General features: G+C 66.7%; 8 protein-coding genes and 1 pseudogene. 3 read left to right on the forward strand and 6 right to left on the reverse strand.

Translation table 11 applies throughout. The features are described 5' to 3' along the window. The first annotated feature begins 2 nt into the window (after nucleotides 1–2). The gene (locus EWM63_RS16645) at nucleotides 3–1,994 is read left to right on the forward strand and encodes a TonB-dependent receptor (protein WP_130187533.1); all 1,992 of its coding nucleotides are present in this window, start codon (nucleotides 3–5) and stop codon (nucleotides 1,992–1,994) included. 13 nt (nucleotides 1,995–2,007) lie between these two features. Here the strand turns inward: EWM63_RS16645 and EWM63_RS16650 are convergent, their stop codons facing one another. Further along, a complete protein-coding gene (locus EWM63_RS16650) occupies nucleotides 2,008–2,697 on the reverse strand; it encodes an anti-sigma factor (protein WP_130187534.1) in 690 nt (229 codons plus the stop codon). Then, nucleotides 2,694–3,287: a sigma-70 family RNA polymerase sigma factor gene (locus EWM63_RS16655; RefSeq protein WP_229487333.1), complete on the reverse strand. Its 594-nt coding sequence runs from the start codon at nucleotides 3,285–3,287 to the stop codon at nucleotides 2,694–2,696. The genes EWM63_RS16650 and EWM63_RS16655 overlap by 4 nt, the downstream gene beginning before the upstream one ends. 125 nt (nucleotides 3,288–3,412) lie before the next feature. Between EWM63_RS16655 and EWM63_RS16660 the strand changes: the two are divergent. Continuing rightward, a pseudogene (locus EWM63_RS16660) lies at nucleotides 3,413–4,845 on the forward strand (M64 family metallopeptidase). A gap of 128 nt (nucleotides 4,846–4,973) precedes the next feature. Next, a complete protein-coding gene (locus tag EWM63_RS16665; protein WP_130187535.1) occupies nucleotides 4,974–5,441 on the forward strand; it encodes a hypothetical protein in 468 nt (155 codons plus the stop codon). A gap of 343 nt (nucleotides 5,442–5,784) precedes the next feature. Here the strand turns inward: EWM63_RS16665 and parC are convergent, their stop codons facing one another. From parC to EWM63_RS16685, 4 genes are read right to left on the reverse strand one after another with little or no spacing between them, the layout of a single operon-like run. Further along, nucleotides 5,785–8,127, reverse strand: a complete 2,343-nt coding sequence (parC, locus tag EWM63_RS16670) for a DNA topoisomerase IV subunit A (RefSeq protein WP_130187536.1) — start codon at nucleotides 8,125–8,127, stop codon at nucleotides 5,785–5,787. A 30-nt stretch (nucleotides 8,128–8,157) separates the two neighbouring features. After that, a complete protein-coding gene (locus EWM63_RS32060; protein ID WP_207221106.1) occupies nucleotides 8,158–9,846 on the reverse strand; it encodes a J domain-containing protein in 1,689 nt (562 codons plus the stop codon). After that, nucleotides 9,843–11,546 carry a molecular chaperone HscC gene (locus tag EWM63_RS16680; protein ID WP_130187537.1) on the reverse strand — a complete coding sequence of 568 codons (1,704 nt, stop codon included), beginning with the start codon at nucleotides 11,544–11,546 and terminating at the stop codon, nucleotides 9,843–9,845. The genes EWM63_RS32060 and EWM63_RS16680 overlap by 4 nt, the downstream gene beginning before the upstream one ends. Before the next feature lie 13 nt (nucleotides 11,547–11,559). Then, nucleotides 11,560–13,557 carry a DNA topoisomerase IV subunit B gene (locus EWM63_RS16685; RefSeq protein WP_130187538.1) on the reverse strand — a complete coding sequence of 666 codons (1,998 nt, stop codon included), beginning with the start codon at nucleotides 13,555–13,557 and terminating at the stop codon, nucleotides 11,560–11,562. Nucleotides 13,558–13,563 lie beyond the last annotated feature (6 nt).

Raw genomic sequence — 13,563 nt, forward strand, 5'->3', positions numbered from 1 at the left:
TCATGTTGCGAACCATTGTCACCGCGGGCGGCGTGCTCGCGACGGCCTGCTGCGCGGCCGCCGAACCCGGCATGGCGTTCGTCCCCGTCGTGGAGGTCGTCGGCCAGCGCATCGGCGGCATCGACACCGCCAGCGCCGGCAGCGTGGGGGCGGCGGAGATCGCGGCCCGGCCGCTGCTGCGTACCGGCGAACTGCTGGAATTCGTGCCGGGCCTTGCCGTGACCCAGCACAGTGGCGACGGCAAGGCCAACCAGTACTTCCTGCGTGGCTTCAACCTCGATCACGGCACCGATTTCGCCACCTTCGTCGACGGCATGCCCGTCAACATGCGCAGCCATGCGCATGGCCAGGGCTACTCGGACCTGAACTTCGTGATTCCCGAACTGGTACGGCGCATCGACTATCGCAAGGGGCCGTATGCGGCGGCCGACGGCGATTTTGCCTCCGCCGGCAGTGCGCGCATCGGGCTGGCCGACACGGTGCCCGATGCCGCCACTGTCACCGTCGGCCGGCACGGTTACCGGCGCGTGCTGCTGGCCGGCACGATCAGGGAAAGCAATACCGGTCGCCTGCTGTATGGCCTCGACGTGCAGCGCAAGGACGGACCATGGAACGTGCCGGAAGATGTGCGCCGGCTGTCGGGCGTGCTGCGCTGGAGCGACGGCGGTGGCGACGATGGCTGGCACGTGACGGCGATGGCCTACCGCAACCGCTGGCAGGCCACGGACCAGATACCGCTGCGCGCCGTGGCGCAGGTCGGCCGCTTCGGCAGCCTCGATGCCAGCGATGGCGGGCGCGCGTCGCGCTACAGCCTGTCCGCCGGGCGGTATGGCCCATGGGGCGGCGGCCGCGTCGAACTGAACGCCTACGTGGTGCGCTCGGCGCTCGACCTGTACAGCAATTTCACCTACGCGCTGGACCGCCCGGAAGAGGGCGACCAGTTCCGCCAGAGCGAGCGGCGCACGACCGTGGGGCTGGACGCGGCATGGTCGTGGCGCGGCACGCTGGCCGGACTGGACCTGGCCAACCGCGCCGGTGTGCAGGTACGCGGCGACCGGCTGTCCCCTGTCGGGCTGTACACGACGGTGGCGCGGCGCACCACGGCCACGGTGCGCGAGGACCGCGTGCGCGAAACCAGCGCGGGCGTGTTCGCCGAAACCTCGGCACACTGGACGCCATGGCTGCGCACGGTGGCCGGGCTGCGCGGCGAAGCCTTCCGTTTCAGCGTCACCGGGCGCCGCGAGGAGGCCACGATCGTCACGCCGAAGCTGTCCATCGTTGCCGGGCCATGGCAGGGCACGGAACTGTTCTTCAATGCCGGTCACGGCTTCCACAGCAACGATGCGCGCGGCGTGGTCGATGGCGTGACGCCGCTGGTGCGCACGCGCGGCGTGGAGGCCGGCGTGCGCAGCGAACTGGCGTGGGGACTGGAAACGTCATTGACGGCGTGGCGCCTGGCGAGCGGCTCGGAACTGGTGTACGTGGGCGACGCCGGTACCACGGAACCGAGCCGCGCCAGCCGGCGGCATGGCATCGAATGGAATGTGCACTATGCGAAAGGACCGTGGCGGGCCGACATGGACGTGGCCGCGTCGCGGGCCCGCTACACGCAGCCGGCGGAGGAGGGCGACCGGGTGCCCGGCGCGCTGGCCCGGATGGCGGCGCTGGACGTGAGCTACGTGCCGGCGGGCGGGGGCTGGTCCGGCGGGGTCAACCTGCGGCACCTGGGGCCGCGCGCGCTGGTGGAAGACGGCAGCGTGCATTCGCGGGCGTCCACGCTGGCCGGCGCACGGGTCGGCTACCGCTTCGGCGGGGGTGCGCAGCTCACGCTCGACGTGTTCAACCTGTTCGACCGCCGTGCCAGCGATATCGAGTATTACTATGCCTCCCGGCTGCCGGAAGAGGCGCGGGCGGGGAGCGAAGCGCAGGATGACGTGCACTTCCACCCCGTCGAACCGCGCACGGTGCGGCTGACCCTGGCCTACGCCTTCTGATCACGCCGTTCGATCACAAATGTACCCAGGCCCCCTTGTAGAGCACGGGCCCGGTGGGCGCGTTCGGATTGGGCGAACCGCCCTTCGGCTCCAGGCTGACGGCCAGCAGCGCGACATCCGGCCCCAGCGCCCGGTCGGTGATTGCGATCGCGGCGGTGCCCCGCTCGTCGAGGATGCCCAGCGAGCGTGGCGTGCCGGCCTGCGTGATGGCCCACAGCTGCAGCGTGCGGTCGTCCGGCACCGGCGTGCCGTTGACGGCGCGGATTGCGATCACGTTGTTGCGGCGGTCCGCCGTCACGACCAGCGCGGCCCGCGCGCTGTCGTCCGTCAGCGCGGCAAAGGTGTCGATGCGCTGTGCCGGCTCCTGCACCGCCAGTACCACTGCCAGGGCCAAGGCCGCGGCCGTCGAGGCACCCGCCAGCATGCGCCACCATTGCAGCGGCTCGCGGTACCACGGCTGCGCCGCATCCTGCAGGCGCAGCCGCCGGGCGATGCCCTGCCAGACGCGCGCCGGCGGCTGCCGCGATGGGGCGAATTCGGCCAGCGGCATCAGCCTGTCCTGCCACTCGGCCACGGTGCGGCGCAATGCCGCATCCCCGTGCAGCCAGCCTTCGAAGCGGCGCCGTGCGCCGCCGCGCAGCGTGCCGAGCACGTATTCGCCCGCCAGGCGGTCGCACAGGTCGGGATGGTCGCGGTGGTTCATGCGACCTCCCCGCGCGTGAGACACGTCTTGAGCTTGTCCAGGCCGCGGCGGATCCACGTCTTGACGGTGCCCAGTGGCAGCGCCAGCTGCTGCGCCACTTCGCCGTGGGTCAGGTCATGGAAGAACGCCAGGCCGATCGCCTGCCGGTGGCGGCGCTCCAGCGTGTCCATGCAGCGCGCCAGTGCCTGCGCGTCCACCGAGCATTGGTGCGCCTCGGCCGGCCCGTTGGCCGTTGCGGCCAGCGCTTCGACCACGTCGCGGTCGAAGGCCGCGGCATCGATTTCCACCGTGCCTTCATCGCCCTGGCGGCGGCGCACGTCGAGCGCCTTGTTGCGCACGATCGTTGCCATCCATGTCATCGGCGCGGCCAGGCCAGGCTGGTAAGTGGCGGCTGCGTGCCAGATGGCCACGAAGCCATCCTGCAACGCCTCTTCGGCCAGCTCGTGCTTGTGCAATACGCGCAGCGCGAAGCCGAACAGTTTCGGTGACGTGGCATCGTACAGTGCACGGAACGCGTGGGCGTCGTGGCGGGCGGTGTCGCGCAGCAGTGCGCGTAACTGGTCGGGATCGGTGTGGGCGTCGTAGGGCACGGGGGCCTTGTGCTGGTAATGGAGGGTGATAACATTTTTGTAAGTTCAGGGTAACGCGGTTCGCCCGGCCCGGCAAGCACTGGCACGCTTTACAATGGCCGCCTCTCATTCCGATCGGAGCCTGCATGCGCCTCTTTTCCCTTGCCGCCCTGGCCTGCCTCGCATCCCCGGGCGCGTTGTTTGCCCAACCCTTGGCCCAGCCTGCAGCCCAACCCGCGACCGTGCGCGTCGACTACCTCCACAGCGGCAATGCGCTGTCGGAAGGGTATGCGCTGGACCGCGTGGTGATCGAACCGCTGCCGTGGCCGGGCGACATGACGCGCACGCTGGACGACACGGACCGGGGCATCAACAAGGTCGAAGTGGTCGACGCGAAAACGGGCAGGCTGCTGTACTCGCGCGGCTTCTCGACCGTGTTCGGCGAATGGAAGACCACGGAAGAAGCGGCGAAGGCCACGCGCGCGTTCGGCGAATCGGTGCGCTTCCCGAAGCCCGATGCGCCGGTCAGGGTGCGCATCCTGAAACGGGACGAGCGCAACCAGTTCTCGATCGTGTGGACGGCCGACATCGACACCGATGCGCTCGACGTCGTGCGCAAGCAGCCGCCGGCGCCGGCGAAACCGATACCGATCCGCGTCAGCGGCCCATCGCCGGCGAAGGTCGACCTGCTCATCCTCGGCGATGGCTACACGCAGGCCGAGCTGGGGAAATTCGAACGGACGGCGAAGAAGCTGGCCGATTACCTGTTCACCGTGTCGCCTTTCAAGGAACGGGCGCAGGATTTCAACGTGTGGGGCCTGGCGGTCCCCACGGAAGCCTCGGGGTGAGCCGGCCGTCGACGGGCACGCACCATGCCTCCGCGCTGAACACGCGCTACGATATCTTCGGCAGCGAGCGCTACGTGCTGACGACCGATAACCGCGCACTGCGCGACATCGCCCAGCATGCGCCATACGAGTTCATCGAAATCCTCGTCAACAACGATACGTATGGCGGTGGCGGCATCTACGGCCAGTTCAGCACGGCCGCGGCGAACAATGACTGGGCCAATTACCTGTTCGTGCACGAGTTCGGCCACCACTTCGCCGGGCTGGCGGACGAGTACTACACCTCGCCCGTCGCCTATGCGGCCAGTCCCGGCCGGCCCGAGCCGTGGGAACCGAACGTGACGGCGCTGCACGACCCGGCCAACATCAAGTGGAAGCATTTCGTGAAGGCCCGCACGCCGCTGCCGACGCCATGGCCGAAGGCCGAATACGAGGCGCATTCGCGGGAATACCAGAAAGTGCGTGCGCAACTGCGCAAGGACAACCGGCCCGAAAGCGAGATGAGCAAGCTCTTTGCCGACGACCTGGCCTGGACCGGCCGACTGTTCTCGAAGGCCCCGCATGCCAGGACCGTGGGGGCGTTCGAAGGCGCGAACTACGAGGCGCAAGGTTACTACCGCTCGCAGCAGCAGTGCCTGATGTTCGACCGCAGCGAGGCGTTCTGCGCCGTGTGCGCGGCGGCGGTGGAGCAGACCATCGACCTGTATTCACGGCCGGGCTCGCCTCGGTAGGTTCGTAAGAAAGATAACAAAATGTTACTACGTTCGCTGGCGCACAGTGGATAGCGGCAGGAAACTTTATTCTGGATACGTGACAAGACAGAACGCATTCAAATAAAACCACTGGAAAGGTGTCAATCATGAACAAACTGCTCGCAACCCTGATCGCCGGCGTCTTTGCTACTTCCGCTTACGCCCAGTCCAACGATGTTGCCGAGGCACGCGCCGAAGCCCAGCACGACATCGCCAAGGCGCAGGAAAAAGAAGCGAAGAAAGTGGCCAACGCAAACGAAGATGTCGCAAAAGCGCAATCCAAGGCCAACGAAAAGGTCGCCAAGGCCCAGAACAAAGCCAACAAGGAACACCTGAAGGCCGGCGAAAAAGTGGCTGACGCCGATCCGGAAGACCGCCTGAAGGCTGAAGCCAAGGCCGACAAGAAAATCGCCGGCGCCGATGCCAAGGCCGCGAAAACCATCGCCAAGGCCGATGCCAAGGTAGCCGAGAAAGCGGTCGAAGCGGACAAGGAAAAAGCCCTGGCCGCCGCGAAAACCCAGGAAGCCATCGCCAAGGCCAATGCCGACGTGAAGAAGGAAGCTGCCAAGCACTAAGCTGACAGCGGACAGCTGAACCGTCCAACGGCCGAGCCCGTGTCCACCCTGGGGTCAACCCCGGAAGTGGACACGGGCTCGGCCGTTTTTGTTTCCGGCGCGGATTCTGCTGCGGTTGGCTGCTTGATGTCGGCCACCGGTTTTTACATGATGTTGCCGATTTCCGAGCAAAAACCGGTGTCCGACATATTTTCCGGATGAAGCCCGGAAAAAATGTCCGACACCAAGCGCGCGGTTGGCTGCTTGATGTCGGCCACCAGCGCGCAGGCGCTGCCGCAATGAAAAAAGCCCGGGCATCGACCCGGGCTTTGACCATCGGCAGCGCCAGCGCGGCGACCGTGAATCAGTTCGGCACGAGCCCCGTCGGCTTGATGCGCGTCGGCATCGGCTTGCCCTTCTTCGCGCGCTTGCCGAAGTGTTCGCCCTCGGCCAGCGCGTTCGGCGTCATGCGTTCTTCCTTGGCCTTCTGCGCATTGCCGATGCCCTGCACGGTCACACCCTTTTGCGTGATCGCGCAGGCCGCCACCAGCTTTTCCTTCGGGTCCAGGTCCATCAGGATCACGCCGCGGCCGCCGTTCGACAGCACCTTCATCTCGTCCATGCCGAACACGAGCAGGCGCGATTTCTCGGAGATGACGGCGATCGCGCTGGCATCGGCCACCACCACGCTCGGCGCCAGCGGCTTCGCGCCATCGTCCAGCGTGAGGAAGGCCTTGCCGCTCTTCTGGCGGCTGACCATGTCGCCCGCCTTCGTGATGAAGCCGAAGCCGGCGTCGGAGGCCATCAGCAGCTGTGTCGATGCAGGGCCGGCGAAGTAGTGCAGCAGGCGTGCGCCGCCGGACAGGTCCACCAGCGTGGTGATTGGCACGCCGTCGCCGCGGGCGTTGGGCAATGCCGCCACGGGCACCGAATACACGCGGCCGTTGTCGCCGAAGCCGAGCAGGGTATCGACGGTGCGGCATTCGATCGCATCGTGCAGCGCGTCGCCCGCCTTGAACGTGAACTGGCTCCGCTCGTGGCCGATGCCGGTGCGTGCGCGCACCCAGCCTTTCTGCGAAATGATCACGGTCACCGGTTCGTCGACGATCTTCTGTTCCACGGTGGCGCGCTGTGCTTCCTCGATCAGCGTGCGGCGCGCGTCGCCATACTGTTTTGCATCGGCCTCGATCTCGCGGATGATCAGGCGCTTCATCGACGAAGGATTGTCGAGCAGGTCCTGCAGCGTGCCCTTTTCCTTGCGCAGCTCGGCCAGTTCCTGCTGGATCTTGATCGCTTCCAGGCGCGCCAGCTGGCGCAGCCGGATCTCGAGGATATCCTCGGCCTGCCGGTCGGAGAGGTTGAAGCGGGCGATCAGTGCCGCCTTCGGCTCGTCCGAATTGCGGATGATGTGGATCACCTCGTCGATGTTCAGCAGGATCGTTTCACGGCCTTCCAGGATATGGATGCGGTCGTCGACCTTGGCCAGGCGGTGCTGCGTGCGGCGGGTAACGGTGGCAAAGCGGAAGGCGATCCACTCGCCGAGGATGTCGCCCAGGCCCTTCTGGCGCGGCCGGCCGTCGCCGCCGATCATCACGAGGTTCATCGGCGCCGACGTTTCCAGCGATGTATGCGCCAGCAGCATCAGCATGAATTCGTTCTGGTCCTGGTTCTTCGATTTCGGTTCGAACACGAGGCGCACGGGCGCGGCGCGGCCCGATTCGTCGCGGATCGTGTCCAGCGCGCCGAGGATCTGCTGCTTCAATGCCAGCTGTTCCGGCGACAGCGCCTTCTTGCCCAGCTTGACCTTCGGATTCGTCAGTTCCTCGATTTCCTCCAGCACCTTCTGCGACGACGTGCCCGGCGGCAGTTCATACACGACCGCCTGCCACTGGCCGCGCGCCAGCTCCTCGATCTTCCAGCGTGCCCGCACCTTCATGCTGCCACGGCCGGATGCGTACATGTCGGCGATCTGCGCCTGCGGCGTGATCAACTGGCCGCCGCCCGGGAAGTCCGGGCCCGGCACCAGTTCCATCAGCTCGCCGTGCGTGATCTTCGGATTGCGGATCAGTGCCACGGTGGCGGCGGCCACTTCGCGCAGGTTGTGCGACGGGATCTCGGTGGCCATGCCCACGGCAATGCCGGATGCGCCGTTCAGCAGCGTCATCGGCAGGCGGGCCGGCAGCAGCGCCGGTTCTTCCGTCGAGCCGTCGTAGTTCGGGATGAAGTCCACGGTACCGTGGCCGATCTCGTCGAGCAGCAGTTTCGCGATCGGCGTCAGGCGCGCTTCGGTATAGCGCATCGCCGCGGCGCCGTCGCCGTCGCGCGAGCCGAAGTTGCCCTGGCCGTCGATCAGCGGATAGCGCAGCGAGAAGTCCTGCGCCATGCGCACCAGCGCGTCGTACACGGACTGGTCGCCGTGCGGGTGCAATTTGCCCAGCACGTCGCCGACCACGGTGGCGCTCTTGCGCGGCTTGGCCGTGGCGTTCAGCCCCAGTTCGTTCATCGAATACAGGATGCGGCGCTGCACCGGCTTCTGGCCGTCGCACACGTCGGGCAGGGCGCGGCCCTTGACGACGGAAATCGCGTAGTCGAGGTAGGCGCGTTCGGCAAAGGTGGACAGGGTCAGCGATTCGCCGCCGTCGCCGCCATTGCCGTCGTTCCCGTTATTGCCGGGGTTTTCGTCGAAGAGGTTTGCTTGATTGGACATCGTTTCGTATTCGGTGAAAAGTATTCGGAATCAGTCGGCGCGCCGGTCCCGCCACAGCGACAGGGCCATGTAGACCGCCGCCGCCAGCAGCAGCGACTGCAGGGCCACGACGGAGGGCTCGGGCGGCACCGCCATCGAGTACCGTCGTGCGCTGGCCAGGACCCACAGCACGACGTAGGCCGGCAGGGCGATGAGCGCCCGGGCCGAGAAGCTGCCGATCACGACGCCGCCCAGGACCCACAGCCACAGAAAGGGCACGGCGCCCGCCGGCAGCGTCATGAAATAGGGTGCCAGGAACAACGCGGCACTGCCCAGCAGCCAGCCGGCGCGCACGGCGCCCAGCCGGGGCATTGCCACGCCCAGGTCATGCTGCCGCATGCCGCGCGACTGCAGCAGCGTTTGCAGGCAGATGGCCATGCCGACGGTGGCGACAACGTGGTGACCCGGGAACATGTTATTCATGAAGCCACTGAGCAGCATGCCAAGGAACGCCACCATCGCGTACCCCTGCATTGTCAGCGCCGGCGAGGCGCCATACAGCGCCGCGATGGCGCAGGCCACCATGCCCACGGCGGTCGCCGTGACCAGGATGGCGCCCGGTTCCGGCACGAACATCGCCAGCGACACGACGGCGAACGGCACCAGCCAGCCATAGCGGCCCAGCAGGTGGCGGTCCCCGAACAGGAGCCGGTCGGCATGTTCAGCCTTGAAGCGCAGCAGTGCGCCGGCCAGGGGCCGCGCCTTGAAGGTCATCCAGACACCGGCCGCCAGCGCGGCCGCTTCGCAGCCCAGGAACTGCCACCAGCCCCATTCATCCAGTGTTTCGGCGGTAAATCCGGCGGAGATACCGAACAAGACCAGGCCGGCAACCAGGCACAGGACGATCAGCTGCAGCGTGATGCGCGGTGCAAGAACCCGCTGCTCCCACCATTCGAACACGGTGGGGTCCAGCCGGAAGTGCAGCAGTTCCGGCGCCTGCCAGCGCACCAGCTGCACCGCCTGGCGCATGCCGTTGACGAAGCTGCTGTCGGCCAGCCGCCAGGCAAAGCGCGGCGGTTCGTTCGCGATCAGGGCGCCCAGCACATGGGCGTCGCAGTGCGCATACAGCTTCAGGAGTGCCTGGTCCGCCCGGTAGCGGCCCAGCACATGATGCACGGTATCGCCATCGATGCGCTCCAGGTGGCGGCAATCCTCGTGCCAGCCGAAGTATTCGACGACGGTTTCGCGCAGGCCGGGATCGCAATCGTCCGTTGCGCAGCAGCGCGCTGCCATCACTTCCAGCGCCTCGTGACCCAGCAGGGAAAGGGGCGAGCCGCCGCCGGCGATACGGTCGAGCTTCAGCCGCGGGCTGACGCGCCAGTGTTCCAGGAAATCCTGCCACAGCGGCGCGGCATCGTTCCACGCTTGCCGGCGCAATGCCATTTCGTCCGGCATGGCCGGCGCGACCGACGCTTCGCGGGCTTCCACATCAGCGGCTGCAACCTCCGGGGCTTCCACCACGGCGGCTTCCACCACGGCGGCTTCGGCCACCGGTTCCGCCTGTGCGGCATGGCGGCGCGCCAGGGCCAGCGCGTGATCGTAGGTTTCGCGCAGCCGCTGGTAGCCTTCCGGATCGTCTTCCGGCCGCGTCTTCTTCAGCAGCGCGGCATAGGCGCGCTTGACGCTGCGCTCGTCCGCATCGGGACGCAGGCCGAGCAGTTCCCAGGGACCGGCATTCATAGGAAGTGCTCGTCCTCGAAATGCTTCAGTACTTTCGCGAGGATCGCGCGCGCTTCGCGCACGCGCACAGGATCCTGCGTTTCCAGCGCCGCATGGAAGAGGGAAATCTGGTTTGCCAGGTATTGCCGGGCATCGCCCAGCAGTTGCTCATACATGCGGTCGGCGCGGGCCGCCAGCGTGCGGTTCTCGATCTGGTCGCGCGGGTGGATCTTCAGCGCCGCCAGTTCCTCCAGCCGCTGCGCCACTTCCTGCTCGCTCATCACGCCGGCGTTGTCGGTAATGACGACACGGTGTTTTTCCTGCGTTTCCAGTACCGTGACTTCCGCTTCCAGCACGCCGCTGACGTCATACGTGAACCGCACGTCGATGGCGACGCCGCCTGCCTTGCGGGCCGGGATCGGGAACTCGACCTTGCCCAGGTAGACATTGTCCGCCACCATCCGTGCCTCGCCCTGGTAGATCTGCAGCAGCAGCGTTTTCTGGTAGTCGGACACCGTATTGAACCCCTCGGTGCGCGACACCGGCACCGGCGAGTTGCGCTCGATGATGGGCTGGTAATGGCCGTGGCTGATCTGGTTCGGCCCCATCTGGCGCGATACCGCCACGCCCATCGAGTACGGTGCCACGTCCGTCATCACCACTTCGTCCAGGGCGCTGTCGCGCATCTTCAGGCCCGCCTGCACGGCCGCGCCCAGCGCGATCGCCTCGTCCGGATCCAGGTGAATGGCGGGGAACCGGCCGAACATGCGCGAGACGAGCTTGCGCACGACCGGCATGCGCGTGGCGCCGCCCGCCAGCACCACGGTATCGAGTTCGGGGGCGCGGATCGTGGCGTCGCGCAGTGCCCGTTCCACCGGTGCGCGCAGGCGCGCCAGCAGTGGCTCCCACAGGCGGGTGACGGCTTCCTCGTCCACATCCCAGCGGTATTCCTGGTCGCCGTGGCGCACGCTCATCGTGGCCGATGCCTGGTCGGTCAGCACCCGCTTGATGCGCTCTGCTTCGGCGCGCAGCCGCTGGTCCAGCGCCACGTCCACCGCGATGCCGGCCTTGGCCAGGCCGCTGCGGGCGCGGAACGCGTCGACCAGCATGGTTGAAAAATCCTCGCCGCCCAGGAAATTGTCGCCGGCCGACGCGCGCACTTCCATCACGCCTTCGAACAGTTCCAGGATCGACACGTCGAACGTGCCGCCGCCCAGGTCGAACACGAGGAACTTGCTTTCCTGTTCCCGGTCGCGGATGCCATAGGCCAGCGCCGCGGCGGTGGGTTCGTTGAGCAGACGCTCGACCTTCAGGCCCGCCAGCTTGCCGGCCGCCTTCGTGGCCTTGCGCTGCGCATCGCTGAAATAGGCCGGCACGGTGACGATCGCTTCCTCGACCGGGTGACCGAGGAACGCTTCGGCATCTTCCTTCAGGGCGCGCAGCACCATCGACGACAGTTCTTCCGGGCGGAATTCCTTGCCACCCAGGCGGATGCGCTTGTCCGTTCCCATGTAGCGCTTGAACGTGGCCGCCGTCAGGTGCGGATGCGTGTGCAGGCGCTCGCGCGCCGCGCGGCCGACGAGGATGGTGCCGTCTTCGTCCAGGCTGACGCACGATGGCGTCAGGTGCTCGCCCAGCGCATTGGGCACGATCACGCTCTGCCCGTCGCGCCAGACGGCGACGAGGCTGTTGGTGGTGCCGAGGTCGATCCCGATGATCATTCGATGCCCGTCCTCAGATATCCGCTTCGACTTCGTTGCCATGCTCCTCGATCCAGGCGCGGCGGGCGGCGGCTTCGCCTTTCCCCATCAGCATGTTGAAGCGGGCCGCGGCCTCGGTGTGGGCGAAGTCGCCCAGCGCCACGGGCAGCAGGCGCCGCGTGTCCGGGTTCATCGTGGTTTCCCACAGCTGTTCGGCATTCATCTCGCCCAGGCCCTTGAAGCGGGAAATGCTCCAGCTGCCTTCCTTCAGGCCATCCTTGCGCAGCTTGTCCTCGATGGCGGTCAGTTCGCCGTCGTCCAGCGCATACAGCTTCTGGATCGGCTTCTTGCCGCGCGCCGGCGCATCCACGCGGTACAGCGGCGGGCGCGCCACGCAGATATTGCCGTTCTGGATCAGCGCCGGGAAGTGGCGGAAGAACAGCGTGAGCAGCAGTACCTGGATGTGCGAGCCGTCGACGTCCGCATCGGACAGGATGCAGATTTTCCCGTAGCGCAGGTTCGACAGGTCGGGCGTGTCGCCGAAGCCGTGCGGGTCGACGCCGATCGCCACGGCGATGTCGTGGATCTCGTTGTTGGCGAACAGGCGGTCGCGATCCGTTTCCCAGGAATTGAGCACCTTGCCGCGCAGCGGCAGGATCGCCTGGAATTCCTTGTCGCGGCCCATCTTCGCCGAGCCGCCCGCCGAGTCACCCTCGACGAGGAACAGTTCCGTGCGCGTCACGTCGGTCGATTCGCAATCGGTCAGCTTGCCCGGCAACACGGCCACGCCGGATGACTTCTTCTTTTCCACCTTCTGCGCGGAGCGCAGGCGCGACTGGGCCTGCTTGATGACCAGTTCGGCCAGCTTCTTGCCCCAGTCGATGTGCTGGTTCAGCCACAGTTCCAGCGCCGGCTTGCTGAACGTGGACACGAGGCGCACGGCATCGCGCGAGTTCAGGCGCTCCTTGATCTGGCCCTGGAACTGCGGGTCCAGCACTTTCGCGGACAAGACGAACGAAGCGCGCGCAAACACGTCTTCCGGCAGCAGTTTCACGCCTTTCGGCAACAATGAATGCAGTTCGACGAAGTTCTTCATCGCCCCGAACAGGCCTTCGCGCAAGCCCGATTCATGGGTGCCGCCATTCGGCGTGGGGATCAGGTTGACGTAGGATTCGCGCATGATCGCGCCTTCCTCCGTCCACGCCACCACCCACGAGGCGCCTTCGCCTTCCGCGAAGCCTTCCGCATCGGGGCCGGCGAACTGCTCGCCCTCGAACAGCGGCACGAACGTTTCGCCATTGCCCGTTTGCGCCAGCGCCTCCTTCAGGTAGCCGCGCAGGCCGTCGTTGTATTGCCACGTCTGCACGTCGCCCGTCTTGCCGTTCTTCAGCGTGACGGTCACGCCCGGCAGCAGCACGGCCTTCGAGCGCAGCAGGCGCTGCAGCTCGACCTGCGAGATCAGCGGCGAGTCGAAATACTTCGCGTCCGGCCAGGCGGTAACGCGGGTACCGGATTTCTTGCCATCCTTCGGCGCCGGGCCGGACGTGAGGGGCTGCACCAGGTCGCCGTTCTCGAACGCGAGCGTGTGGTAACCGTTGCCCTTGTCGTCCTTGCGCCAGACATTGATTTCCAGGCGCTTGGACAGCGCGTTGGTGACGGACACGCCCACGCCGTGCAGGCCGCCCGAGAACGCATAGGCGCCGCCCGAGCCCTTGTCGAACTTGCCGCCCGCGTGCAGCCGCGTGAACACGATTTCCACCGTGGGCACGTTTTCCTCGGGGTGCAGGCCGACGGGGATGCCGCGGCCGTCATCCTCGACGGTGATGCTGCCATCGGCGTTCTGGATGACGACGATGTTCCGGCAATGGCCGCCCAGCGCCTCGTCCGACGCGTTGTCGATCACCTCCTGGATGATGTGCAGCGGATTCTCCGTGCGGGTATACATGCCGGGGCGTTGCTTGACGGGCTCGAGGCCTTTCAGCACGCGGATCGATGATTCGCTGTAGTCGGAAACTGGTTTTTTGGTGGCCATACGTGA

The sequence above is a fragment of the Pseudoduganella lutea genome (assembly GCF_004209755.1).
GTDB classification, from domain to species: domain Bacteria; phylum Pseudomonadota; class Gammaproteobacteria; order Burkholderiales; family Burkholderiaceae_D; genus Rugamonas; species Rugamonas lutea.